Here is a 24,963-nt window from a genome sequence, read left to right as displayed (position 1 = left end):
GTGGACAGGCTGCGTCACGTCAATTCGGCTTATTGCCCACCCCCCACTTTTCCGGTGACGCGCTATGGGCGGCCTGCCGCAAGCTAGCTGCCTGCAGCAGACAGACGCTGACCTGCGACAAGCGTCAACGAGGCAATCGCCAGCAAGGAGCAGATCGCCATGATGGATATCAGCGGCCAGACTGTCGAACTGAGTGCAGCGCCGACAACAGGAGCGACTAGCGCGCCGAACCCGATTTGAAAGCTTCCTGACAGGCCCGACGCGGCCCCTGCGAGATCCGGCCTGACGCTCACAGCACCTGCAATGCCACTTGGCAGGACCAGCCCATTCGCCACGCCGATGAAAAGCATCGGCCCGAACAGAGCAATCGGTGCCAGAAGGCCTGAAGCGATCAGAGCGGCCATGACCGCGATGCTGACCAGGGACAGGAGCGTGCCTGCCAAGATCATCCGGTTTGGTCCCATTGTACCCGCGATGCGACCCGTGACGAAGTTGCCCAGAATGTAGCCGCAGGGCACCATGGCAAAATAGAACCCGTACTCTGCGGGGCTTCGTCCCAGCAGTTCGATCATCACATACGGGGCGCCCGCCAGGAAAGCGAAGAACATGGCAGACACGAAGCTGGTCACCAGGGTATAGCCCCAGAATAGACGAGAGCGAAAAAGGCTCCCGTAGCCCTGCAGAAGCTCGCGGACAGCCTCCCCCGAGGCACGGTTGTGGTTTGTTTCGCCCAGCCACCAATACGCAAACACGAGGGCGAGGCCACCGAACACGATCAGAAACGCGAACGAAGCGCGCCATCCGAAAAATGTCTCAAGCAGTCCGCCGATGGTCGGCGCAATCATGGGGGCGACTGCCATGCCCATGGTGACATAGGCAATCATGCTGGCCACCTGATTGCGCCCATAGAGATCGCGCACGATGGCACGGCTGAGCGCGATCCCGGCACAGCCCCCGATGGCCTGCACAATGCGGCCGAATATCAGGACGCCGATGCTCTGAGCCAGCAGGCACAGGATGGAGCCAGCCACGAATGTCAGGAGGCCAATCAGAAGCACGGGCCGGCGCCCAAAACGATCGGACAGCGGGCCGATGATCAGCTGACCCAACGCCATTGCGCCGAGATAGAGCGACAGGGTCAGCTGGATGGTGGTGAAATCGACACCAAGCGCCCTCGCCATTCCGGGCATCGAGGGCAGGTACATATTGATGCCCAGCGGGCTCACGGCCGAGACAGCGATGAGCAGCGCAATAAGGCCAGGCTTCACGGCAGGCCCGGCCACTGCGGCGTTGTGATGATTCATATCTTCAAGATCGCTTCCGGCGGTGCCCGTGGTCAAATTGGCAGTCGGGTACCTGTTTTGCACAAGATAGGACACCTATAAGATCGTGACATTGCTTGGTCTCTTCGACCGGCGCAAGACTGACCTGCACACATTGCAATCATGAATGGGCGCCGCGCAGATGGCAGCGTGCCGCCCTAATCCCGCGTCAAATCCGATGATCGGGCGAAACGGGAGGGATCACAGGGCTCTGATCCACGCTCCTGCTCGCCGGCGAAGGTTGAGGTGGGAGGCCTGTCTCACCGTCCGCGAGACGCTGCTCCAGAGTGGAAAGATAGATCCGAGCTGCGTTACCGCCAAGCCCCGCAGCCTAGTCTATCTCCGAGAGGGATGAGGGGAAATCTAGGGTCACCTCCCTCCACCATCTCATACCCACCCAAAAGATTGACGACCTGCCAGTCACTCCCCCAGAGGAGTCGCTGCGGCCCAATAATCTCGAGCAGATAATTGACGTAAGGGCGTAAGTCATCGAACTGCATCGAAGCTCCTAGGCCATTGAGCTTAGAGCGAACGGAACAGCGGCCTCACCCAACTTTAAGTGGCAGAACCGGGGCTCGGCACCTTAGGCAGTGCCCGAACTACGATTGTTTATCTCACATCGTACTGACGGTTCGCTTCCGGATCGTCTGTCGAGAACGGGAGAGATGCCAATTCCTCCCACATCGCTTCCGGGATCGGCCAGCGTGCCCACTCGATGGTCTGCTCGACTCGTTCAGGCTTGCTGACCCCGCAGATGGTGGACGCGATCCGTTCGTCGCGCATCGAGAACTGCAATGCGGCCGCGCCCGGCGGAACTTCATGCCTGGCACACATAGCCTCGATCCTCCGGACAGGATCCAGCGTCTCTTCCGATGCTTCTTGGTAGACATAGCGCGGATAGGCAGTCGAACCCTTTGCAAGAACACCGCCGGCATAGGGCGCCGCGTTCAAGACGGCAATTCCTTTTGATCGCGCGAAGTCGATCATCGCGTCTGCATTGCGATTGGTTAGGGTGAAGCGGTTATGAGTTATCAGCACATCGAAATCCCATTCCAGCAGGAGCGGCATCATGATCTCGACGGAACCTGCCGCCAAGCCGACAGCCTGCACCAGTCCCTCCTCCTTCATCCGGAAAAGCTCCGGAAGCGCGCCCTTCGGCCCGACAGTACCTTCCAGGGAATCCGCATGCTCCGGGTCGTGCAGATGCAGGATGTCGATGCGCTCCAGGCCAAGCGCCTTTAGGCTCTCCTCCAGAGACCGCCTTGCCTGAGCGGCATCGAAGCGGTTCGTTTCCGGATCGCGATCTAATTTGGTCGAGACGACGAAACCCTCAGGGAGCCTGCCACGTTCACGGATGACATCGCCGATCCGCTCTTCACTGCGACCGAACCCGTAGATACGGGATGTGTCCAGAAAATTCACCGGACCGGAAAAGATAGCCCGGATCGTGCCTCGGGCTCTTCCCTCGTCGACGCCGTAGCCATAGGTGTCGAGCATATCCCCCAGTGACGAGGTGCCGAAGCAGACCTTCGAGACGTGAAGATTCGTGCGGCCCAGCAGGGTTGTCGGGATCGGTTCGGCAGGCATACCATCGTTCCGTTCGTTGAGGAAAAGCGCCAGCTGGGGCTATCCATTGTATCCAAAGTAGCGCGGCAACCAGAGCACGACATCCGGCAGGAAGATCATCAGCAGGAGAGCCGCAATCAGAATTCCAATGAAGGCCCAGATCTCGCGGATGATGTCGCGCAGGGCAATTCCGGTCAGACCGCTCATGACGAAAAGTAGCACGCCATAAGGAGGCGTTATCATCCCGATCATGATGTTCACGACGATCACGACTCCGAAATGCACCATGTCAATGCCGAGCGCACGCGCTGCCGGCAGAAACAGCGGCACGAGAACGAGAAGCATGGTCGTGGCATCGAAGAGACACCCAAGCAGAAGGAAGAGCAGATTGACCAAGAGGAGAAAGACGAGCGGCGAGACCTCAAGCCCCCTGAGGAGTTGACCGATCTGCTCAGGAAGACGCTCTGAGGCAACGATATAGTTGAAAATCAGAGCACCCGCGATGAGAAGCGCCACTGCACTGGTTGCCTTGCTGGAATCGACCAGAACCCTGAATGCTTCTTTCCATGAGAGTTCGCGGTAGAAAAAGACCGCGAGAATAAGCGCGTACGCCGCCGCAATGGCAGCGGCTTCCGTCGGTGTAGTCGCTCCGCCATAGATGCAGTAGAGAAGGATGACCGGCATAAGGAGTGCCGGGAAGGCCCGATATGTAGTGGCCGGAAGTTTGCTTAGCGGAATGCCCTCTCCGCGCGGAAAGTTTCGCTTGCGTGCTACGAAGCCTACCAGGGCCATTTGTGACAGCCCCATGATAAGACCGGGAATGATGCCGGCAAGAAAAAGGTAGCCAACCGACGTGTCCGAGACTACCGCATAGATAACCATCGGGATCGACGGAGGGATGATAGGCCCGATGGTCGCCGAAGATGCCGCCACCGATACCGCGAACCCCGGCGGTATGCGCCCCTGCTTGATCATCATCTGGGTGACGAGCTTGCCCGGTCCAGCCGCATCCGCAATGGCCGATCCCGACATGCCTGAAAAGATAATGCTGACCAGAATGTCGACCTGAGCCAAGCCGCCCCGAAAACGGCCGACAAGAGCCTGACAGAACATGAAGAGCCGGTCAGATACACCACTCGCATTCATGATGTTGGCGGCGAGAATGAACAACGGCACCGCGAGCAGAACAAAGGAATCGTAGAGGCCATTCAGGATTTGCTCTCCGAACAGTCCCACATCGCGGCCTGTCACGATCAAATAGCCGATGGAGGCAATAAACATCGCAAATGCGACCGGCATTCCCAAAACGGCAAGGCCGAAGAAGGCCACGAGGGTGAGAATGAAGATTGTGCTCATGGCTCGACCTCCCCTTCGTGCTTCAGTTCATCTTCCCAAGAATGCCTGAGAAGGCGCCAGACGCGGATCATGGCACCGACGACAACCGCAACGATGAAGATGACGAAGATGGAGTACAGGAAATCAAAGCGGATCCCGATGACTGGGCTCTTCTCGATCTTCATGAAGGAAACGTAATCGAATGTTCCCGGAATGGCTGCAACGAATGCAGCACCGATTAGGATCGTGAGCGCAACCGCGAGCCAGCGCCTTCGTTTGGGAGGCAGGGACATGAAGACCATGTCGAAGGTGATGTGCTCCCGCTCTCGCAGCAGGAACGCTCCGCACCAGAAGATGATCCAGATATATGTGATCAGCACGAATTCCTGCGTCCACGCAACCGGATCGTTAAGTACGTAACGGGTGAACACCTGCAGCAGAAACGCGACAAACATGGCGACGAACAGGAGCACGGAGACTAGTTCGGCGAGGAATCGGAGACGGGCACGAACAGATTGCATCGAAGCTCACGGGTTGAGCACCACGAAGAAGCGGTGACAAGGTGGCAGCATCCAAGACAGCGCTCAAAGCATAGACTAGGACATCCGAGCGGATGCTCCGGGACCGACGACCTGTCCGGAGCATCCGCTCGATGTTGGGCGATCCGCTTACTTGATCGCGTTCACACGATCCACCATGCCCTTCGGCCATGACTTCGACAGGTCGGATTCGAGATAGGCCTTCTGCACCTGCTGACGGAAAGCTTCCACGTCGGGTTTGTATACCTTCAGCCCCTGCGATTTGAAGAAGTCTGCCAGCTGCGCCTCTTCCTTGATCCGGTTCTCGTTGTTGAACCGCACAGCGGCCTTGGCAGCGTTCATGACCGCAGCCTTCTGCTTGTCGTCGAGTTTGCTCCAGGTGGAGCCGGCTAGTGAAAGGAAGATCGCGTCAACCAAGTGGTCCGTGAGAGCGACCTGCTTCGTGACCTCATAGAACTTGGCGGCCCGAACGGTCGGAAGAGGGTTGTCCTGGCCGTCGATGGCGCCGGTCTGCAGCGCTGTGTAGATTTCGCCGAACGCAACCGGCAGCGGATTGGCCCCGAGCGCCTTCCCAAGAAAGAGCCAGGTATCGGACCCAGGCATGCGGAGCTTCACACCGGAGAGATCGGCCGGCGTCTTGATTTCCTTTTCGGTCCTCAGGTTGAGCTGACGGGTACCAAGATATCCCACGCTGAGGATCTTGATTTTCATCTTGTCCTCAACGAGGCCATACATCTCCTTGCCGATGTCGCTCTCGAAGACCTTCGTCTGGTGCTCAGGATCCCGGAGCAGGTATCCAGCCGTGAAGATCGACCATTCCGGAATCTGCTTGGCGATGTCGAAAGCGGAGATCATCGCCATCTCGAGGTTGCCACGCTGCATGGCCGCGGGCTCGGTGCCCTGCTTGAAAAGAGTTCCGTTCAGATGGATCTCGACATCGAATTGGCCGGGAGCCGCCTTCTCCAGCTCCTCCTTAAAGACGGGCAGCATCTTGGCATGCCAGTCCGCTTCCACAGCGGGGGTCGAAATGCGGAGTTTGATCGGATCCGCGGCAAAAGCCGGCGTCAGACCTGCGATGGCAGCGGCCGCGACTGTCCCCATGAACAGACGCCGTGAAAGCGAAACGAGCATTGGTGTCCTCCCGACGATGAGCAACTGATAGAGCATTATTGATGCTGCTCTTGACCAACATACTGCACCTGACGTCACGGACTTGTAAATATGTGAAATGCAACTAACATGTCAGACCTATGATCAGTGCTTCTAGGCTTTCACCAGCGTGGAGCAGAACCCGAGGACTCTCACGTGACCCTACCTGCCGACCGGTTTGGCCTTTCAGCTGCGATGACGACTCCCTTTTTTGCAACCGGAGCCCTCGACCTCTCGAGGCTGGCTGATCACGCTCGCTGGTGCCTTGCTAACGGTTGCACGAGCGTTACAGTGTTCGGCACGACTGGAGAAGGAGCGTCGGTTGGAACATCTGGTCGCGAACAGGTTCTTGGAGCACTCGCTGCTGCCGGAATAAGGGGCGAGGGTGTGGTCTACTGTATTGCCGCTTCATCGATCTATGAAGCCGTGGCGCAGGGACGAATGGCTGCGGAGTTCAGTTGCCGAGGGCTTCTGCTGACACCTCCCTTCTACTTCAAAGGTGTCAGCGACGACGGCGTCTTCTCTTGGTTCGCCTCAGTGCTGCAGAAGCTTGGATCCGCTGCCCGCAACGTCATTCTCTACAATCTTCCCTCAGTCACCCAGGTTTCGCTCTCGGTCGAACTCATCGAACGTCTCAAGCGTGAATTCCCGGGCATCATCACAGGTGTGAAGGATTCATCCGGGGATTGGGAGTACACCCGGCGGCTTCTCGCCGAGCATAGCGATCTCGCGATTCTGATTGGGGATGAGCGCTATCTAGCCGAAGGCGTGCGCCGCGGCGGCCAAGGCGCCATTTCGGGCCTAGCGAATATCTGCCCGGGGGTCCTTCGCCCTCTCGCGATCGATGGACAAGACGATCAGCGGATCAACCGACTTGTGGACGAAGTGCTGAAATACCCAGTCGTGCCCGCGGTGAAAGCTCTCCTGACCCGTCGGACGGGTGACGAGGCGTGGCTGAACGTGCGGGCTCCGCTCGTTCGATTGCCGGCAATGGATGTCGGGCAGCTCGGTGCCTTCTACGACGATCTCTTCATGGACAAGGCTGTTTAGCGGGGAGCAGTATGGACGAAGTCATTGCAGGCCGGGATGGGCCCAACCTCCGCGAGAAGGCCTATGACCGCTTCACCCATCATCTCCTCGCCCGCGACATCCGCCCGGGCCAGTTCGTTTCCCAGCGCGAGCTCGTCGAGTTGACCGGGCTGTCGCTCGCCGCCATCCGCGAACTGATACCCCGACTCGAATCGGAAGGTCTCATCAAGACGGTGCCGCAGCGGGGCATGCAGGTTGCCCATGTGGACCTGAATCTGATCCGGGATGCATTCCAATTCCGGCTCTTTATGGAGCGGGAGGCTGTAGCGATCTTCACGGTCGAGGCGAGTGATGCAACTCTCGTGCGCTTACGGCAGGATCATGAGAGTGTAGTTGCCGAAGCATCAATTCAAGAAGGAGGCATAACGCCCGATCTCGTCGTCCGGGCTCAGGCGGTCGACTGGGATCTGCATTGGACGATAATCGCGTCTCTCGGCAACGCGATCATTGCCGATGCCTATCGGGTGAACTCGATTAAGGTGCGGCTCATCCGACAGGAGCAGACTCTTCTGTCCGACACCCTCGTCATGCCTGTTATGCGGGAGCACCTCGCCATCATCAAGGCTATTGAAACCCGCGACCCCATCCAGGCTGTTGCGGCCATTGATGAACATATCAACAGCGCACGGAGCCGAGCCCTCGGTCTGCGGTGATCATTGACGTCGGAGCGGGCCGGACTGCGCACGAAGTTCTTCAGCAAGCAAAGACAACCGCGGATGGGATCCTTGAAGCCACTGTGCAAATTCCTGAATAGGAAGCCAGCCAGGAACGGTGTTTGGCGACTGTGCTAACGAGGAGGCAGCGTGGAAAGTGCGCTCACTCCCTTCCAGATGACCGGCACAAAGTTCTAAGGGACATTGTATGGCAAAACCCGAAAGCCTCATATGCGGCTCCTGAGAGGCTGGCTCGTATAGAGATTGGGCGATCCTGATCGGGTGTGTTTCCGTCGCTGTTGCGACCGGCGAAGGAGATCCCATCATGGTATGGACCAAAACCACACGCGCCCAGCATGCTCGCGAAGGGCTGCGTTATGCAAGCAACCTGGCAGCAACAGAGTGGGCGCTGATTGTCCCAACCCCGCCGCCCGCATCGCCCCGCGGCTGGCCCCGCACCACCAATCTGCGGCCAAGTGGATCCATGGCCGCGAGTTGCTCGGCGCACTGGCCGATCTCGGACCGTGGACCATCAAGATCGTGCAGCGGCCCGTTGGCGTGAAGGGCTTTTCAGCTCCTGCGGCAGCGCTGGGTGGTCGAGTGCACCTTAGCCTAGCTCCTCATCGCCAGCATCAATCTCCTCACACGGCGCACCACATCACTCGCTCTATAAAACAAGTTCTCAGGATGAGGTCGAGCAAAGGACAAAGACGTGGATGGCCACGACTGATCCTCGGATCAAGTCCGGGGACGGCCATGACGATGAGTGTTTCAAGACTGCGTCGCCAACCGCATCGCCCGCTCCAGCATGGTGAACACCCGCTCGTCGGCGCATTGGGCCACGTTGAAGCGCATGGAGCTCTTGGCTGATTGCGCCGGGCTGAACACGTTGCCGGGGGCGAGCACCACGTCCTCGTTCAGCGCGTGGCGCGCGACTACGGCGGCATCGAGATCGTCGGGCAGGCGGCACCAGAGGAGCATGCCGGCTTTCGGCACGATCCAGGGCGTGATGCCGAGCCTCTCTAGGCGCGGGAGGACGAACGCCATGGTCTTCGCAAGCCGCGTGCGCAAGCTGTCGAGATGCTTGCGGTATCCGCTGCTGCCGAGAACGCCAAGCACCAGCTCTTCCGCGAGGCGGTTGCTGGAAAAATTGGTGGCGATCCTTAAGTCAGTGAGCTTATCGATCCAGTCGGGCCTCGCTGCGATGTAGCCGCAGCGGAACGAGGCCGAAAGGGTTTTCGAAAAGCTGCCGATGCGCACCACCCGCTCAAAGCCGTCGAGCGCGGCGAGGCGTGGCGCAGGCTCGTGCTCGAAATCGGCAAAGATGTCGTCCTCGACGACCGTGAGGCCGTGCTGCTCGGCGAGCTTCAGGAGGCGGTGCGCGGTCACGGTGGAGAGGGTGGCGCCGGTCGGATTGTGCAGCCCGGAGTTGGTAATGTAGAGGCGCGGTGTGTGTGCGATGAGCGCCTGCGCGAAGGCACCGAGGTCAGGGCCGGTCGGAGTGATCGGCACGCCGATCACCGTGACCTGATGCGCGCGCAGCAGAGCCAGGAAGTTGAAGTAGCAGGGGTCGTCCACAAGCACCGTGTCGCCGGGCTGGACCAGCAGCCGGCACACGAGGTCGATGGCCTGCGTGCCGGAATCCGTGAGCAGGATCCGGTCGGGCGCGGCCTCAACACCCTGCTCTGCGAGGCGCCGCGAGAGGAAGCCGCGCAAGGGAGCAAGCCCCAGCGGCGTGCCGTAATCGGTGAGGCCCGTCGCGTCCTTAGTACGCGCCAAACCGCGCAGGGCGCGGCGGATCTCGTTCTCAGGCATCCAGGAATCCGGGAGCCAGCCGCAGCCGGGTTTCAGCACCTCCCGTCGCGCCTCCAGGGATTGCCGCGAGACCCAGAACGGATCGACCGCCCGGTCGAGGCGCGGCGCGAGCTCGGCCAGAGACAGGGGCGCAAGGGTGGCCGCGCTGTAGAAGCCGGAGCCAGGCCGGGAACGGATGACGCCCTCGGCGGCAAGCCGATCATAGGCCTCCACCACGGTTGATTTCGACACCTGCATGGTCTGGGCGAGCGCCCGGATGGACGGGAGCTTGCCGCCAGGCAGTAGTGCGCGGCTGGCGATCCGGTGGCGGATCGCCGCCATGACGTGCTCGACAAGCGTGCCGTCCCGGTTGGTGAAGGTGAGATCGTCCACTGTACCGCCCGTCGTTCCATGACAGTTCAGCTCAACTGTACTGCACCGTCCCTGGAAAAGCCATGCCGTCCCCGCTGTGATGGCGCAGCGGCGGAGGATGCGCATGGACAGGACGACGGAAGGGTGGATCAACGGTTTTCTCGGGGTGCTGATCTTCAGCGGTTCGCTGCCGGCAACCCGCATCGCCGTGCTCAACATCGATCCGCTGTTCCTGACCCTGGCCCGGGCCACGATCGCCGGCCTTTTAGGAATGGCCCTGCTCCTGCTGCTCCGCGAGAAGCGGCCAGCGCGAAGCGATCTCCTGCCGCTCGCCATCGTGTCGCTGGGCGTGGTGGTCGGCTTTCCGTTGCTGACGGCGCTCGCGTTGCAGCACATCACATCGGCCCAGTCCATCTGCTTCGTCGGCCTGCTGCCGCTGGCAACAGCGATCTTCGGCATCCTGCGCGGCGGCGAGCGGCCGAGGACCGCGTTCTGGATCTTCTCAGGGCTCGGGGGCACCTTGGTGGCGGGCTTTGCCCTGCTCCAGGGAGGCTCCGCCTCCCCGGTCGGCAGTCTTCTCATGATCGGCGCCGTCGTGGCCTGCGGCCTCGGCTATGCGGAGGGCGCGAAGCTCTCGCGCCGCCTGGGCGGTTGGCAGGTGATCTCCTGGGCGCTCGTTCTCTCCCTGCCGCTGACCGCCGGCCTGATGCTGCTCAACCTCCCCGCCTCATGGAGCGGCATCGGCACGCCGGCATGGCTTTCGCTCGCCTACGTGTCCCTGTTCTCCATGCTGATCGGCTTCGTGTTCTGGTATCGCGGCCTGGCGCTCGGCGGAATCGCAGGCGTGTCGCAGCTCCAGCTGCTCCAGCCCTTCTTCGGGCTCATGCTGGCAGCTGTGCTTCTCAACGAGGCTGTCAGTTGGAGCATGGTCGCCGTCAACGTTGTGGTGATCGGCTGCGTAGCGGGAGCGAAGCGGTTTGCCTCGGAGCCGCGGGGGCAAGCTCTGGCGGGAGACGACGCAAGACGTGGATGGCCGGAACAAGTCCGGCCATGAGGATGGAGGGTGTCATTCCCGGCCGGAGCGTCCGCGGAGGGGAAGGGAATCCCTAGCGCAATGCGTGTGAGTGGATCCACTTCCCGGCCTCACAGCCGCCGGGGATGACACGACGCGGCTCGCCCTACCCGCGCTTGTCCTTGTCGAACGGGTTCGAGCCCATGCGCAGGGACACGCGGATGGGCGTGCCCGGCAGGTCGAAAGCTTCGCGGATGCCGTTGACGAGGTAGCGGGTGTAGCTCTTCGGCAGGGCATCGAGCTGGTTGCCGAAGATGGCGAAGTGCGGCGGGCGCGACTTGATCTGCGTCATGTAGCGGATCTTGATCCGGCGGCCTGACACGGCAGGCGGCGGGTTGGCATCGATGGCCTCGGAGAGCCATTGGTTGAGCCGCGCGGTCGAGATGCGGGTGTTCCACTTCTCATAGACGTGCAGCACCGCCTTCATGAGCGGATCGATGCCGCTGCCGGCGAGGCCCGACAGGGGAACGACCGGAGCGCCGCGCACCTGCGGCAGGAGGCGGGTGGCCTTCTCCTTCAGGTCGGCGAGCAGGCCCTTCTGGTCGGCCACGAGATCCCATTTGTTGAGGCCGATCACGAGGGCCCGGCCCTCCTGCTCCACCAGGTCGATGATGGTCAGGTCCTGCTTCTCGAACGGGATCGTGGCGTCGAGCAGGATGACCACGACCTCGGCGAAGCGCACGGCGCGCAGCGCATCGGCCACGGAAAGCTTTTCGAGCTTGTCTTCGACGCGGGCGCGCTTCCTGATGCCTGCGGTGTCGAAAAGCTTGATCGACTTCCCACGCCACTCCCAATCGAGCGAGATGGAATCGCGGGTGATGCCGGCCTCGGGGCCGGTGAGCATGCGGTCCTCACCCACCATACGGTTGATGAGGGTGGACTTGCCCGCATTAGGGCGCCCGACGATGGCCACCTGCAGGGGCTTGTTCGGGTCGTCCTCGTCCTCCACCTCGTCGGGATGGGGGAAGTGAGGCATCAGGGCCTCGAACAGGTCGGCCATGCCCTCGCCGTGCTCGGCGGAGAGCGGCACCGGATCACCTAAGCCCAGCCCGAAAGCCTCGTAGGCGCCTGCCATGCCGCCGGCTCCCTCGGCCTTGTTGGCGATGAGGATCACGGGCTTGCCTGAGCGGCGCACCATCTCGGCAAAGGGCCGGTCGGCGGGGAGAATCCCCACGCGGGCGTCGATCACGAAGAGGATCACGTCGGCGTCCACTATGGCAGCTTCGGTCTGGGCGCGCATGCGGCCGAGGAGCGACTCCTCCGTCGCCTCCTCAAGGCCCGCCGTGTCGATGATGCGGAATTCGAGATCGCCGAGGCGCGCTTCGCCCTCGCGGCGGTCGCGGGTCACGCCCGGGCGGTCGTCCACGAGCGCCAGCTTCTTGCCGACGAGACGGTTGAACAGAGTCGATTTGCCGACATTCGGCCGCCCGACAATGGCGACGGTGGGCGTCATGTCTTGTCCTATCCTACTGCGTCACCTGAACCGGACCACCCGCCACAAGAGCCGTGTAGACGGCAAGGCGCTGCCTCAGGGCGGAGGGCGTCTCGCGGTCGGCGGCGATCTGGTCGAACCAGCGGCCGGCATAATCCATGTCACCGGCCTTAAGACCGGATAGCCCCAAGAGTTCCCTTGCGGAATGACGCCAGGCATTGGTAGGCGCCGCGAGCGGCTCGATGGCCTGGCGCAGGGCGGCGGGCTCGGCGGTGTCGAGGCGCAGCCACGCGGCGCGAACACGCGCGAGATCCTTCCAGAGCGCCGGCACGGCGGAGTCGTTTGCGAGCGCATCGTAGGCCGAGGCGCCATTCTCCGCGTTCTGCTTGCCGAGTTCGGCAGCGAGGCGGAAGCGCGCCAGCATGGCGTAGCCCGTGCCGGAATCCTGCTTCACGACGTTCTCGAAGGCGCCTTGCGCCTCCTGGCCCTTGTCCTCGGAGGACAGGCGCAGCGCCTCCTCGTAGCGCACAGCCGCCTCCTGGGCGAGGTTCTGCTGCCGGTACTCCCAGAAGCGCCAGCCGCCGACGCCGGCCACGATCAGAACGACCACCGCAATGATGATGCCGTTGTAGCGCTCCCAGACCTTGGCGAGCTGGTCGCGGCGGTATTCCTCATCGACTTCGCGAATGAACTCGTCGTTCTGAGCCATCGTGTCTCTCACGCGGCCTTAAGCGGCCGCCTCCAAAAATCCGAAGGGGGTCGCCTAGCATACACCCCTGCCCAAGGCGAGAGGTTTCATGCCCTCCAGCTTTCACGCCCTTGTGGGCAGGACGGATACGCCGATCAGCCAGGGATGGAGCCAGAACACGAAGGCGAGATACACGACCACGCCGATCGCGACGGCCAGAATGTCGTTGCGCCAGCCTGCAGGCGCCGCCGTGCCGCCATGCTGGGCCGCCACGTCCCGGCGCTTGACGCTGATGCGGGCGAGCACCGCCCAGACGAGGAAGGAGCCGAAGAGCAGGATCGATCCGAGGTCCCCGTTGGCGATCAGGTGCGCGAAGGCCCAGATCTTCACGCCCGCCAGCATGGGGTGCTTGAGCCGAGCCTTGATATGGCCGGGCAGATAGGCGGCCACGAAGCAGATGAAGGCGATCAGGACGAGAAGCAGCGACAGGTGCCGGGTCCAGACCGGCGGGTCGCAGACCGGGATGTAGCCGCCTGCCCGGTACTGCCCATAGCCGATGGAGACCAGGACGATGCCGGCGAGCGACAGGAGGGAATACAGCCCCTTGAAGGGGCCCTCGCCGATCCGGCCGATGATGGCAGCCCTTTGCCCTCGCGCCATGCTGAAGGAATGGGTGCCGAGAAAGAGCACAAGGCCGAGAACGAGCAGCGTCACGGAGAGCCTCCAGGAATGGGAACTTTTCGCCAGCCCCTTTGCAATAAACCAACCGTAGCCTTTGGGAAGAGCGCTCGGGAAGTAAAAATGCCTAAAGATCGCAGGCTGCAAGTTTCCGTTCGTCCTCAAAGCCTTGGGCTGCCTAAACTTTTAACACCCCCGGCCCTTGCCGCACGAAAATTTCCCCGCTACTGACCCGTCAAATCCTTGCATTGGACGAAAGCGGCCTAGCAGGGCCGGCCCGACTCCGGTAGCTAGGCCGCACGCATTCAATCAACAAGTTCCAAGGGGGAGACAGGTGACGGCACTTCTCGGGCTATCCCGTGTCATCGACTCGATCAACGAACGCATTGGCAAGGTGGCCGCCTGGGCCATCGTGGTGGCCATCCTGGTCTCGGCCATCAATGCCATCATCCGGCGCCTCTTCGGCGTCTCGTCCAATGCCTGGCTCGAGCTGCAATGGTACCTGTTCGGCGCCGTGTTCATGCTCTGCGCCGCCTGGACCCTGAAGGTCAACGAGCACATCCGCATCGACATCCTGTCGAACAAGCTCTCGAAGCGCGGGCGCGACACGATCGACCTGATCGGCCACCTGTTCTTCCTGCTGCCGTTCCTGGCGCTGATGCTCTACCTGTGCTTCCCCTACTTCCTCAATTCCTACCGCTCCGGCGAGGTTTCCTCCAATGCGGGCGGCCTGCTGATCTGGCCCGCCAAGGGACTGATCCTCTTGGGTTTCATCTCGCTCGCCTTCCAGTGGCTGAGCGAGCTCATCAAGCGCGTGGCGATCATGAACGGCCAGTTGGTCGATGAGCACGATCACGCGGGCCATCACAGCCCCGAGGCGGAGGCTCAGCGGCTGATCGCCGAGATGGCCGACCCGAACATCGCCAGGGGCGGCGAGCCCCCGGGCGACGGCGTCCGCTGACGCCCCTCGCCCCGATCTGAATTCCGGAGTCTCTCGTCCATGGCTGCCTTCATTGCCCAGAACCTCGCACCGATTATGTTCGGCGCGCTGGTGATCTTCCTCCTCCTCGGCTACCCGGTCGCGTTCGCGCTTGCGGCCAACGGCCTGCTGTTCTTCTTCATCGCGGTGGAGCTCGCGCCCCTCGCGCCCGAGACCATCAACCTGTCCTGGCCCTTGCTCCAGGCCCTGCCGGACCGCGTCTACGGCACCATGTCGAACGAGGTGCTGCTGGCGATCCCGTTCTTCACCTTCATGGGGCTGATCCTCGAACGCTCCGGCATGGCCGAGGACCTGCTCGACACCATCGGCCAGCTCTTCGGGCCGCTGCGCGGCGGCCTCGCCTACGCGGTGGTGTTCGTGGGCGCGCTGCTCGCCGCCACCACGGGCGTGGTCGCGGCCTCGGTGATCTCCATGGGCCTCATCTCCCTGCCGATCATGCTGCGCTACGGCTATGACCGGCGCCTCGCGACCGGCATCATCGCGGCCTCGGGCACGCTCGCGCAGATCATCCCGCCCTCGCTGGTTCTCATCGTGATGGCCGACCAGCTCGGCCGCTCGGTGGGCGACATGTACGAGGGCGCGTTCCTGCCGGGCCTGATTCTGTCGAGCCTTTATGCCGGTTACATCTTCCTGGCCTCGATGATCAACCCGAAGGCCGCGCCCGGCCTGCCGCTGGAAGCGATCGGCTTCCGCGAACCCAACGGCTCGCGCGGCGTGTGGCAGCTCGGCGTTCTCGTGCTCTTCTCGGGCCTCGTGGGCTACTACATCCTGTCGCAGACCAACACCCGCGCAGGTGCGGACTTCGTCATCCTGACGATCTGCGTCGGAACCGTGGTGGCGCTCATCTGCGCCCTCATGAACCGGGTGCTCGGCGCCAAGCGGATCGCGATTTCCGCCCTGCTCACCGTGCTGCTTGTCGGCGCCTATGTGGTCCTGAGCAATCAGGGCTACGAGAATCTGGCCCTCACGCTGGAAATGGTGATCGCAGGCGCGGTCTATGCGCTCATCGTCGGCGCCGTCGAGCGCTTCACCGGCCTTCGTCTCATGTCCAACATCGCGCAGCAGACCACCTTCGTCATGGTGCCGCCGCTGCTGCTCATCTTCCTCGTGCTCGGCACCATCTTCATCGGCCTCGCCACCCCGACCGAGGGTGGCGCGATGGGTGCCCTCGGGGCGGTGATCCTGGCTGCTGTCAAGCGCAGGCTCGACAACAACCCGAACCGCTTCAACTTCACCATCGTGCGCCAGGCCACGGAATCGACCGCGAAGCTCTCGGCCTTCGTGCTCTTCATCCTGATCGGCGCCCGCGTGTTCTCGCTCACCTTCTACGGCGTGAACGGGCACATCTGGGTCGAGCACCTGCTGACCTCGCTCCCGGGCGGTCAGGTGGGCTTCCTGATCGTGGTCAACATCATGGTGTTCCTGCTGGCCTTCTTCCTCGACTTCTTCGAGCTGGCCTTCATCGTGATCCCACTGCTCGGGCCCGCGGCCGAGAAGCTGGGCATCGACCTGATCTGGTTCGGCGTCATGATGGGCGTGAACATGCAGACCTCGTTCATGCACCCGCCCTTCGGTTTTGCGCTGTTCTTCCTTCGCTCGGTGGCCCCCAAGGTGCCGTATATCGACAAGGTCACGGGCAAGCGCATGGAGCCGGTGACCACGGGCCAGATCTACTGGGGCTCGATCCCCTTCGTGATCATCCAGCTCATCATGGTGGCCATCGTGGTTCTCTTCCCGGGCATCGTCACGCACTACAAGTCGGCCGGCCCCGTGGTCGATCCGGCGGCCGTGCAGCAGAAGCTCGACCAGCTTCTCGTTCCCGGCCTCGGAGCCCCCGGCGATCCGGGCGGCCTCCCAGGCCTGAACTTCGACGAGCCGCCGAAAATTCAGTAACGGCGGTTTATGCGAGATAAGACAAAGGCGGGCTTTGCGGCCCGCCTTTTCTTTGACCTGACAAAAGTTTCTCAGCCGCTGTTGAAGCGCTCTTACTGTTATCCCCGCGCAGGCGGGGATCCATAGCCGCGACCTCTCAAGAAGAGGCGATCCGCGTCTCGTTCACTCCTGCACCGTCAGTGTTTATGGATCCCGGGCTCCGCTGCGCGGCCCCGGGATGACACACACTCCGTCATGGCCGGGCTTGTCCCGGCCATCCCCGTCTTTCTCTTCCACTCAACCTCTTCCTGAGGAGCAGACGTCAGTCTGCGTCTCGAAGGAGGATCCAGTGCTCTCTGGAATCTCCTTCGAGACGCCGCTTTCAGCGGCTCCTCAGGATGAGGTCGAATTATTTTGCGGTCCTAAAACGTGGATGCCCGGCACGAGGCCGGGCATGACGGGAGAACTTGGGACTGAAAGCGTCCCTTAGCCAAAAGCCGCCTCATACATCTCCGGCTTGAAGCCAACGAGAATGCGCCCGTCGCGGTCGAGCACCGGGCGCTTGATCATGGAGGGTTGGTCGAGCATGAGCGCCAGCGCTCGGCTCTCATCAAGATTTGCGCGGTCACCCTCAGGCAGCTTGCGGAAGGTGGTTCCGGCCCGATTGAGCAGCGTCTCCCAGCCGACGCGCTGCGCCCAAGCCTCAAGCCGCGCCCTGTCGAAGCCTTCGGCCTTGTAGTCGTGGAACGCGTAAGCCACGCCCCTGGCGTCGAGCCAGGCGCGGGCCTTCTTCATCGTGTCGCAGTTCCTGATGCCGTAGAGCGTCGCCGGCATCGGTTACTCCCACTCAATCGTGCCGGGCGGCTTTGAGGTGATGTCGTAGGTGACGCGGTTGATGCCCTTCACCTCGTTGATGATGCGGGTGGCGACCCGGCCGAGGAAGGTCATGTCGAAGGGGTAGAAATCCGCCGTCATGCCGTCAATGGAGGTGACGGCGCGCAGGGCACAGACATGGTCGTAGGTGCGCGCGTCGCCCATGACGCCCACGGTCTTGACCGGCAGCAGCACGGCGAAGGCCTGCCAGATCTCGTCATAGAGGCCGGCATTGCGGATCTCTTCGAGATAGATCGCATCGGCCTTGCGCAGGATGTCGAGCTTCTCGCGGGTGATCTCGCCCGGCACGCGGATGGCGAGGCCCGGACCGGGGAACGGGTGGCGGCCCACGAAGGCATCGGGCAGACCGAGCTCGCGGCCGAGCACGCGCACCTCGTCCTTGAACAGCTCGCGCAGGGGCTCCACGAGCTTCATCTTCATGCGCTCAGGAAGACCGCCCACATTGTGGTGGCTCTTGATGGTGACGGAAGGACCGCCCGTGAAGGACACACTCTCAATCACGTCCGGGTAGAGCGTTCCTTGCGCCAGGAAATCGGCGCCGCCGATCTTCTTGGCCTCCTCGTCGAACACGTCGATGAAGAGTTTTCCGATGGTCTTGCGCTTCACCTCCGGGTCGGACACGCCTTCCAGCGCGCCGATGAACAGGTCCTGCGCCTGCACGTGGACCAGTGGGATGTTGTAATGGTCGCGGAAGAGCGTCACCACCTGCTCGGCTTCCGAGGCGCGCAGCAGGCCGTGGTCCACGAACACGCAGGTGAGTTGGTCACCGATAGCCTCGTGGATCAGCACCGCCGCCACCGCCGAGTCCACGCCGCCGGAGAGGCCGCAGATCACCCGACCTTGGCCCACCTGGGCGCGGATGCGCTCGATGGCCTCCTCGCGGAAGGCCTTCATGGTCCAGTCGCCCCGGCAGCCGGCGATGTCGCGCACGAAGTTGCGGATGAGCTGCGCCCCTTGAGGGGTGTGCACCACCTCCGGGTGGAACTGCACGCCGTAAAACTTGTGCGCCTCGTCGGCCACCACTGCGAAGGGTGCGTTCTCGGAGGCGGCCAGAACCTCGAAGCCCTCGGGGAGCTTGGTCACCCGGTCGCCGTGGCTCATCCACACGGGATATTTCTTGCCGACCTGCCAGACGCCCTGGAAGATCGGGCTCTCGGTGAGAACCTCGATCTCGGCGCGGCCGAACTCCGAATGGTGCCCGCCCTCAACCTCGCCGCCGAGCTGCGCCGCCATGGTCTGCTGGCCGTAGCAGATGCCGAAGACCGGAAGACCCGTCTCGAAGACCTCCTTCGGAGCCCTGGGGGACGCGTCCGTGGTGACCGATTCCGGTCCGCCCGAGAGGATCACGCCCTTGGGCTTCATGGTCCGGATCGCTTCCGCGGCCTTCTGGAACGGCACGACCTCGGAATAGACCCCATCCTCGCGCACGCGCCGGGCGATGAGCTGGGTCACCTGAGAGCCGAAATCGATGATCAGGATCTTGTCGTGGGTCTGGGTCATGGTCTCTCGCGTGGGCCCTTGAGGGAGGAGCTGGAAGCCCCCGTGCTTTACCCTCATATCGGCCCGGATGTCATGCCTTTTGAGTCCTCCACCTCGCAGACCCGGCCCCTTCCGAATGCATGAACCCCTCGACCGGACAGTCCGGTCGAGGGGATGGATCTCATAGGGCGGAGATCGGCCGCCCTAGAACACGAAGAAGTCCAGGTTCTTCAGGTTCAGCCGGGGATCGACCCGGGCGAACTGGACCTGCGCCTGCTCGCCCGTTCCGTCCGGGTCGTAGTACACGGCTCCCGACGACCGGTTATGGATGATCCTGTCGTCGGCGTCGTGAGCCCCCGCCCCCCTGTAGAAAGCGGAAGCGGCGAGCGTGCCCGTTGCAAGCGCAGTAAAGATCGCATCGTCGAGGCGGATCGTGTCGTTCTTGATCGAAAATCTGCGGATGGTGTCGACGTTCTCCGCAGCATTCAGGGCTGTGTCGAAGATAAAGATGTCACGTCCCGACTCCCCGTTGAGGCGATCGTTGCCGTAGCCGCCGTTCAGGCGGTCGTTGCCGGAACCGGCGATGATCGTGTCGTTGCCCAATCCGCCGTTGAGCCTGTCGTTGCCGGCCTGCCCCTGGAGCCTGTTGGCGGCGTCGTCACCTGTCAGCCGATCGGCAAAGCGGGTGCCGACGAGCCCCTCGATGGACGTGTAGGTGTCGCCCGCGGCCGTCCCGGTGTTCCCGGTCGCATCGGCAAGGTTCGCCGTGACCCCGCGATTGCCGAAATTGCCAATGTCATATCGGACGGTGTCAAATCCGTCCCGGCCGTCGAGGGCATCTGCACCCCGGCCGCCGACCAGAACATTGGCGCCGCCATCGCCCACCAGCACATCGTTGAAATCGCTGCCCTAGAGCCCTTCGATGGAGATGTACGTGTCGCCGGTTGCATGGCCCGTGTTGATGGTCGGATCCGCAAGGCTCGCCGTGACACCCTCAAGAGCCGACTTGTAGCGGGCGAAATCGAAGCCGCCGCGGCCGTTGAGGATATCGGCGCCGGTGACGCCCTCGAGCACGTTGTCGCGGGAGTTGCCGATGAGCGTATCGTCGAACCGCCCGCCGCGCAGACGCTCGATGGACAGATACGAGTCGCCTGCGGCTTCGCCCCGGTTGATCGCCCGGTTTGCGAGGCTCGCCGTGACGGGCGCATTCGCATCCCGGTAATCCGCCCAGTCGTCGCCCAGCCCGCCGATGAGACGGTCACGCCCTGGCCCACCGCGCAGAAGATCGTCGCCCAATCCGCCATTCAGAATGTCATTCCCCCGACCGCCGACGATGGTGTCGTCTCCTGCAAGGCCGATGAGGGTATCGCTCGCCCTTGTTCCTCTCAATGCATCGCCGCGATTTGTGCCTGTGCGTACCGCCACTGTTATTCTCCTTTGGCAGCCGCCCCCTCCCTGTATGTTTATTGCCGCGAGCTTAGATTTGTTTGGGAGACCGGCAACAACTCTTAATGTCTAAGCACATTGGGCATGCGGAATATTTTCAAAGGACGCCACGAATGCTTTCGCTTGCATTCCTGGTCAATGAGGATCGCAGACCAAAAGCCTATGATTTCAGCCTGCCCTCAATCTCTTCGGGATTAACTCTGGAGAAAATGGGCCTTCAGGGTTTCCGCCGGAGCACGGCGACGAAGAAGCCGTCGGTGCTGGTCTGCTGCGGCGTCAGCTGGAGCCCATAGGCGGTCCGGAGGGTGGCGTTCTTGAGGAAGCCGAGCTCGGACTTGCCCAGCAGCTCCTCATGGGAGACCGGCGTGAAGCCCTCGTGACGCTCCAGGAAACCTGACAGCGCGTCGTCGTTCTCCTCGGGCAGGATCGAGCATGTGATGTAGACGATGCGGCCGCCGGGCTTCACGAGGCCTGCCGCCCGGTCGAGCACCGTTGCCTGCTCCTTGCGCCGAACCTCCAGGCTGCCGGGCCTGAGGCGCCATTTCGCATCCGGGTTTCGCCGCCAGGTGCCCACGCCCGTGCAGGGCGCGTCCACGAGAACGCAGTCGATCCGCCCGTCGAGATCGGACACCGCATCGGCCCTGGCCCTCGGCGTGCGGACCTGGACGTTGCGGACGCCAGCCCGGGTCAGGCGGTCGTGGATCGGCGCGAGACGGCGGGCGTCGTTGTCGGTGGCGTAGATCTGGCCGTGGTTCTCCATCATGGCCGCGAGCGCCAGGGTCTTGCCGCCGCCGCCTGCGCAGAGATCCACCACCTGTTCGCCGGGCTTGGCATCGGCGAGCAGCGCCACGAGCTGCGAGCCCTCGTCCTGGATCTCGATCCAGCCTTTCAGGAACTCAGGCTCCGACTGCACGGCGGGACCGCGTCCGTCCTCGCCCGGCATGATCCGCAAACCGTAAGGCGACAGCGGCGTCTCGACAGCGCCCAGATGCGGCAGGGCATCATGCGCCTCGTCGCGGGAGGAGACCTTGAGGGTGTTCACCCGCAGGTCCAGGGGCGCACGGGTGGCGAGCGCCTGCATCTCGGGCACGAGTTCGTCGCCGAGGAGCCTCTGGAGCGAGGGCTCGATCCAATCAGGAAAATCGCCGGCCACATGGGCGGGGGCGCCGGAGAGGTCGGCCTGGTCCAGCCGCTCGCGCTCAGTGTCTGAGAGCGGCCCCGGCGCAAAGCGCTCGCCTGAGCAGAGCGCCGCGATGGCATCGACGTCGAGGCCGCGCTGCAGCCGCAGCATGCCGAGGACCACAGCCCGAGGAGCGTTGTCGCCCATGATCCAGCCGGCGGAGGCCTTCCGGCGCAGGGCATCGTAGACGAGGCTCGCGATGGCGGCACGGTCCTTGGAGCCGGCGAAGCGGTGCGACAGGCCCCAATCCTTGAGGGCGTCCGTTGCCGGACGGCGCCGGGCCTCGATATCGGCCAGAACCTCGATGGCGGCGGAGATGCGGGCGGCAGGTGTCATGAGAAAAGCACACTCGAGCTTGGCCGCAGAAGCGACACATTGTTTCCTATTTTCCGTCCTCATCGAGAGTGGATGGTGAGGCGCGTGCGTTCCGCACGATTCCTCTTTTGGAGCCACTTTCCATGTTGACCCGACTGACCCGCGGCCTCGTCGCCGTCGGCCTGACCCTCGCCATCGCCGCCTGTGCCACGGCCCCGGCCGCCGACCTGACCCCGCCTCCTATGAAGCAGCTCGACGCCAAGACCCAGCTCGAGAGCGGCCGTCGTTACTAATCGTTTGAGCGGGATGGGCGCAGCGCCCATCCCGTCTCTACTTAAACGCCGGCCTCCGCCGCAAAGATGCGGACTCCGAAGATCACCCACATGGCCGCCAGGATCAGCACCCCGACCACGAAAGCCATGAAGCGTCGGGAGATCTTGTTGGAGGTGGTGTGGATGGCCGCGTGAACCAGGCGGCTTGCCACGAACATCCAAGCCATCACCACGAAGATCATGTCGGCCTGCCGGGTGATCAGCACCAGGGCCACCAGGGCATAGAACAGCACCGGCAGCTCGAACTGGTTGTGATACGCGTTCTGTATCTGCGTCACTTGGGCAGGCCAGTTGCGCTCGCCCAGCGCAATATCCCTCACCTTCACCTCACCCTTACGAAGATGGCCGACCCGGGTTCGGCCCATCCAGAACAGCAGGATGAGGGTAAGCCCGACCTGGACGAGGACGGGCAGGATGACGGCGGAGATGCTCATGGGCGGGAACTCAACTGAAGCTTAGCTGCGGGTGGGATAGTTAGGGCTTTCCCGGGTGATCGTCACGTCGTGGACGTGGCTCTCGCGCAGGCCCGCGGAGGTGATGCGGATGAACTGCGCCTTCTCGCGGAATTCCGGCAGGGTCGCGGCGCCCACATAGCCCATGGAGGCACGAAGGCCGCCGGTGAGCTGGTGCAGCACCCCCGCAACGGGTCCCTTATAAGCCACCTGCCCTTCGATGCCCTCCGGCACGAGTTTGAGGGTGTCGCGCACCTCGGCCTGGAAATAGCGGTCGGCCGAGCCGCGCGCCATGGCGCCCACTGAGCCCATGCCGCGATAGGACTTGTAGGAGCGGCCCTGGTAGAGGAACACCTCGCCGGGGGTTTCGTCCGTGCCGGCGAGCAGCGAGCCCACCATGGCGCAGGAGGCGCCGGCGGCGAGAGCCTTGGCGAGGTCGCCCGAGAACTTGATGCCGCCGTCGGCGATCACCGGAATGTCGGCCTGCGCTGCCGCCTCGACGGCCTCCATGATGGCGGTGAGCTGGGGCACGCCCACGCCCGCCACGATGCGGGTGGTGCATATGGAGCCCGGCCCGATACCGACCTTGATCGCGTCCGCGCCGGCATCGATCAGCGCCTGGGCGCCCTCACGGGTCGCCACGTTGCCGGCGATGACCTGAACGGCATTGGAAAGCTTCTTCACCCGGGTGACGCTCTCCAGCACCTTCACGGAATGTCCGTGGGCGGTGTCGACCACCACCACGTCGCAGCCTGCGTCGATGAGGCGCTCGGCGCGCTCGAAGCCTTGCTCGCCCGTGGTGGTGGCGGCGGCGACCAGAAGGCGACCTTGAGAATCCTTGGCGGCGTTCGGATAGGCCACCTGCTTCTCGATGTCTTTCACGGTGATCAGGCCGATGCAGCGGAAATGATCGTCGACGACCAGGAGCTTCTCGATGCGGAACTGGTGCAGGAGGTGGCGGGCCTCGTCCTGGCTCACGCCCTCACGAACCGTGATCAGTCGGTCCTTGGTCATGAGTTCCGAGACCTTCTGGCCCGGATTGCTGGCAAAGCGCACGTCGCGGTTGGTGAGGATGCCCACGAGCTTGCCCTTGGCACCGCCGGGGCCGCGCTCGACGACCGGGATGCCCGAGATGCCGTGATGCTTCATCATCGATAGGGCATCGGCCAGGGTTTCGTCGGGGTGGATGGTGATGGGGTTCATCACCATGCCGGATTCGTAACGCTTCACGAGGCGCACCTGCTCGGCCTGGGCCTCAGGCTCGAGATTGCGGTGGATCACGCCGAGGCCGCCGTTCTGGGCCATGGCGATGGCCATGCGGGCTTCCGTCACGGTGTCCATGGCGGAGGCGATGATCGGCATGTTGAGGCGGATGGTCTTGGTGAGCTTGGTGGCCACATCCACGTCGCTGGGCAGAACTTCGGAGCGCCCAGGCCTGAGCAGCACGTCATCGAAGGTCAGTCCCTCGATGATCTTATCGGCGAAAACAGAGGCCATGGCCAACTCCTTGGATAGCTGCGCGGATGAGACAATAACGCTTTGGCGAGTTGGCACGGGTCCGTAGCACGACGTTTCATTTTCGCAAAGGGTTGAGAGGCGCATCCCCAGAAGATCTGCAATGCGCCTGTTTGCCCTTTGCATCGGGGTTACACAGCGCTATGTCCGGCGGTCATGCGTCAATCCCGCCTTCTCCCGCTGATCATCGCGACGGCCCTGTTCATGGAGAACATGGATTCGACCGTGATCTCCACGTCGCTGCCGATGATCGCGCAGGATCTGGGAACCGCCCCCATCGCCCTCAAGCTGGCCCTGACCTCCTATCTGGTGAGCCTCGCGATCTTCATCCCGATCTCGGGCTGGATGGCGGACAAGTACGGAGCCCGGACGATCTTCACCGCCGCCATCGGCGTGTTCATGGCGGGCTCGTTGGCCTGCGCCTGGGCCAATTCCCTCGAGGGCTTCGTGTTCTCCCGCTTCGTTCAGGGCGCCGGCGGGGCCATGATGGTGCCCGTGGGGCGCCTCGTGCTCCTGCGCAGCGTCGCCCGCAGCGAGGTGGTGCAGGCGCTTGCGACCCTGACGATTCCGGCCCTGATCGGCCCCATCATCGGGCCGCCGCTCGGGGGCTTCATCACCGAGTATTTCCACTGGCGCTGGATCTTCTTCATCAACATCCCGATCGGGATTCTCGGGATCGTGTGCGCCTTGATGTTCGTGCCGAACATCAAGCAGGACGATACCCCGCCGCTCGACTTCATCGGCTTCCTGCTCACCGGGGTGGGATTCTCCCTGCTGATGCTCGGCTTC

The 24,963-nt window shown here is 63.0% G+C and carries 23 protein-coding genes and 3 pseudogenes; 8 read left to right on the top strand and 18 right to left on the bottom strand.

The window, feature by feature from the left end; all coding sequences use genetic code 11:
• Window positions 1-83 precede the first annotated feature (83 nt).
• The 6 genes and pseudogenes from JQC81_RS07515 to JQC81_RS07495 form a co-directional block, all read right to left on the bottom strand.
• On the bottom strand, window positions 84-1,304 hold the full coding sequence (locus JQC81_RS07515) for a multidrug effflux MFS transporter (protein ID WP_203271194.1): 1,221 nt from the start codon (window positions 1,302-1,304) through the stop codon (window positions 84-86).
• A 329-nt stretch (window positions 1,305-1,633) separates the two neighbouring features.
• Window positions 1,634-1,843, bottom strand: a pseudogene (locus tag JQC81_RS34285) (amidohydrolase family protein); the annotation flags it as partial.
• An 88-nt stretch (window positions 1,844-1,931) separates the two neighbouring features.
• On the bottom strand, window positions 1,932-2,909 hold the full coding sequence (locus tag JQC81_RS07510) for an aldo/keto reductase (RefSeq protein ID WP_203271193.1): 978 nt from the start codon (window positions 2,907-2,909) through the stop codon (window positions 1,932-1,934).
• Window positions 2,910-2,948: 39 nt separating this feature from the next.
• A complete protein-coding gene (locus JQC81_RS07505) occupies window positions 2,949-4,244 on the bottom strand; it encodes a TRAP transporter large permease (RefSeq protein ID WP_203271192.1) in 1,296 nt (431 codons plus the stop codon).
• Window positions 4,241-4,744: a TRAP transporter small permease gene (locus JQC81_RS07500; RefSeq protein WP_203271191.1), complete on the bottom strand. Its 504-nt coding sequence runs from the start codon at window positions 4,742-4,744 to the stop codon at window positions 4,241-4,243. Before JQC81_RS07500 ends, JQC81_RS07505 begins: the two co-directional genes overlap by 4 nt.
• A 147-nt stretch (window positions 4,745-4,891) precedes the next feature.
• Window positions 4,892-5,893, bottom strand: a complete 1,002-nt coding sequence (locus tag JQC81_RS07495) for a sialic acid TRAP transporter substrate-binding protein SiaP (protein ID WP_203271190.1) — start codon at window positions 5,891-5,893, stop codon at window positions 4,892-4,894.
• Window positions 5,894-6,067: 174 nt separating this feature from the next.
• Between JQC81_RS07495 and JQC81_RS07490 the strand changes: the two genes are divergently transcribed.
• The 3 genes and pseudogenes from JQC81_RS07490 to JQC81_RS07475 form a co-directional block, all read left to right on the top strand.
• The gene (locus JQC81_RS07490; protein WP_312887489.1) at window positions 6,068-6,961 is read left to right on the top strand and encodes a dihydrodipicolinate synthase family protein; all 894 of its coding nucleotides are present in this window, start codon (window positions 6,068-6,070) and stop codon (window positions 6,959-6,961) included.
• Window positions 6,962-6,972: 11 nt separating this feature from the next.
• Entirely contained in the window at window positions 6,973-7,653 is a 681-nt protein-coding gene (locus JQC81_RS07485) for a GntR family transcriptional regulator (RefSeq protein ID WP_203271188.1), read from the top strand.
• A 432-nt stretch (window positions 7,654-8,085) separates the two neighbouring features.
• Window positions 8,086-8,266, top strand: a pseudogene (locus JQC81_RS07475) (IS5/IS1182 family transposase); the annotation flags it as partial.
• A gap of 158 nt (window positions 8,267-8,424) precedes the next feature.
• On the opposite strand, the gene JQC81_RS07470 reads toward JQC81_RS07475, so the two are convergent.
• Entirely contained in the window at window positions 8,425-9,840 is a 1,416-nt protein-coding gene (locus JQC81_RS07470; protein WP_312887488.1) for an aminotransferase-like domain-containing protein, read from the bottom strand.
• Between the two features lie 103 nt (window positions 9,841-9,943).
• Here JQC81_RS07470 and JQC81_RS07465 point away from each other — a divergent pair, with 103 nt between their 5' ends.
• Window positions 9,944-10,873, top strand: a complete 930-nt coding sequence (locus JQC81_RS07465) for a DMT family transporter (protein WP_203271187.1) — start codon at window positions 9,944-9,946, stop codon at window positions 10,871-10,873.
• 124 nt (window positions 10,874-10,997) lie between these two features.
• On the opposite strand, the gene der is transcribed toward JQC81_RS07465, so the two are convergent.
• The 3 genes from der to JQC81_RS07450 form a co-directional block, all read right to left on the bottom strand.
• Window positions 10,998-12,344 carry a ribosome biogenesis GTPase Der gene (gene der / locus JQC81_RS07460; protein ID WP_203271186.1) on the bottom strand — a complete coding sequence of 449 codons (1,347 nt, stop codon included), beginning with the start codon at window positions 12,342-12,344 and terminating at the stop codon, window positions 10,998-11,000.
• Between the two features lie 13 nt (window positions 12,345-12,357).
• Window positions 12,358-13,032 carry a tetratricopeptide repeat protein gene (locus JQC81_RS07455; RefSeq protein WP_203271185.1) on the bottom strand — a complete coding sequence of 225 codons (675 nt, stop codon included), beginning with the start codon at window positions 13,030-13,032 and terminating at the stop codon, window positions 12,358-12,360.
• A gap of 102 nt (window positions 13,033-13,134) precedes the next feature.
• Window positions 13,135-13,725: an NnrU family protein gene (locus JQC81_RS07450; protein ID WP_203271184.1), complete on the bottom strand. Its 591-nt coding sequence runs from the start codon at window positions 13,723-13,725 to the stop codon at window positions 13,135-13,137.
• A gap of 298 nt (window positions 13,726-14,023) precedes the next feature.
• Between JQC81_RS07450 and JQC81_RS07445 the strand changes: the two genes are divergently transcribed.
• Together JQC81_RS07445 and JQC81_RS07440 are read left to right on the top strand one after the other, a co-directional pair.
• A complete protein-coding gene (locus JQC81_RS07445) occupies window positions 14,024-14,650 on the top strand; it encodes a TRAP transporter small permease subunit (RefSeq protein WP_203271183.1) in 627 nt (208 codons plus the stop codon).
• A 39-nt stretch (window positions 14,651-14,689) separates the two neighbouring features.
• A complete protein-coding gene (locus tag JQC81_RS07440; RefSeq protein ID WP_203271182.1) occupies window positions 14,690-16,582 on the top strand; it encodes a TRAP transporter large permease in 1,893 nt (630 codons plus the stop codon).
• A gap of 465 nt (window positions 16,583-17,047) precedes the next feature.
• Here the strand turns inward: JQC81_RS07440 and JQC81_RS07435 are convergent, their stop codons facing one another.
• The 6 genes and pseudogenes from JQC81_RS07435 to JQC81_RS07415 form a co-directional block, all read right to left on the bottom strand.
• Window positions 17,048-17,395: an ArsC family reductase gene (locus JQC81_RS07435; RefSeq protein WP_203271181.1), complete on the bottom strand. Its 348-nt coding sequence runs from the start codon at window positions 17,393-17,395 to the stop codon at window positions 17,048-17,050.
• 3 nt (window positions 17,396-17,398) lie between these two features.
• Window positions 17,399-18,955: a glutamine-hydrolyzing GMP synthase gene (gene guaA / locus JQC81_RS07430; RefSeq protein ID WP_203271180.1), complete on the bottom strand. Its 1,557-nt coding sequence runs from the start codon at window positions 18,953-18,955 to the stop codon at window positions 17,399-17,401.
• Between the two features lie 183 nt (window positions 18,956-19,138).
• Window positions 19,139-19,537: a calcium-binding protein gene (locus tag JQC81_RS33800; RefSeq protein WP_281400241.1), complete on the bottom strand. Its 399-nt coding sequence runs from the start codon at window positions 19,535-19,537 to the stop codon at window positions 19,139-19,141.
• Window positions 19,532-19,831, bottom strand: a pseudogene (locus tag JQC81_RS33795) (hypothetical protein); the annotation flags it as partial. The gene JQC81_RS33800 and the pseudogene JQC81_RS33795, both read right to left, overlap by 6 nt.
• 12 nt (window positions 19,832-19,843) lie before the next feature.
• The gene (locus JQC81_RS34115; protein WP_210347098.1) at window positions 19,844-20,359 is read right to left on the bottom strand and encodes a calcium-binding protein; all 516 of its coding nucleotides are present in this window, start codon (window positions 20,357-20,359) and stop codon (window positions 19,844-19,846) included.
• A 238-nt stretch (window positions 20,360-20,597) separates the two neighbouring features.
• On the bottom strand, window positions 20,598-21,896 hold the full coding sequence (locus JQC81_RS07415) for an RsmB/NOP family class I SAM-dependent RNA methyltransferase (protein ID WP_203271178.1): 1,299 nt from the start codon (window positions 21,894-21,896) through the stop codon (window positions 20,598-20,600).
• A 122-nt stretch (window positions 21,897-22,018) separates the two neighbouring features.
• On the opposite strand from JQC81_RS07415, the gene JQC81_RS07410 reads away from it, so the two are divergent.
• Complete coding sequence (locus tag JQC81_RS07410) at window positions 22,019-22,168, top strand: hypothetical protein (RefSeq protein ID WP_203271177.1); 150 nt, start codon at window positions 22,019-22,021, stop codon at window positions 22,166-22,168.
• 41 nt (window positions 22,169-22,209) lie between these two features.
• On the opposite strand, the gene JQC81_RS07405 is transcribed toward JQC81_RS07410, so the two are convergent.
• The gene (locus JQC81_RS07405; protein ID WP_203271176.1) at window positions 22,210-22,641 is read right to left on the bottom strand and encodes an MAPEG family protein; all 432 of its coding nucleotides are present in this window, start codon (window positions 22,639-22,641) and stop codon (window positions 22,210-22,212) included.
• A 21-nt stretch (window positions 22,642-22,662) separates the two neighbouring features.
• The gene (guaB, locus tag JQC81_RS07400; RefSeq protein ID WP_203271175.1) at window positions 22,663-24,156 is read right to left on the bottom strand and encodes an IMP dehydrogenase; all 1,494 of its coding nucleotides are present in this window, start codon (window positions 24,154-24,156) and stop codon (window positions 22,663-22,665) included.
• 174 nt (window positions 24,157-24,330) lie between these two features.
• Here guaB and JQC81_RS07395 point away from each other — a divergent pair.
• On the top strand, window positions 24,331-24,963 hold a 633-nt coding region (locus tag JQC81_RS07395; RefSeq protein ID WP_203271174.1), incomplete at its 3' end, for an MFS transporter.

Source organism: Microvirga arabica (assembly GCF_016811235.1).
Lineage (GTDB): Bacteria > Pseudomonadota > Alphaproteobacteria > Rhizobiales > Beijerinckiaceae > Microvirga > Microvirga arabica.
This window is presented reverse-complemented; position numbering and strand designations above follow the sequence as displayed.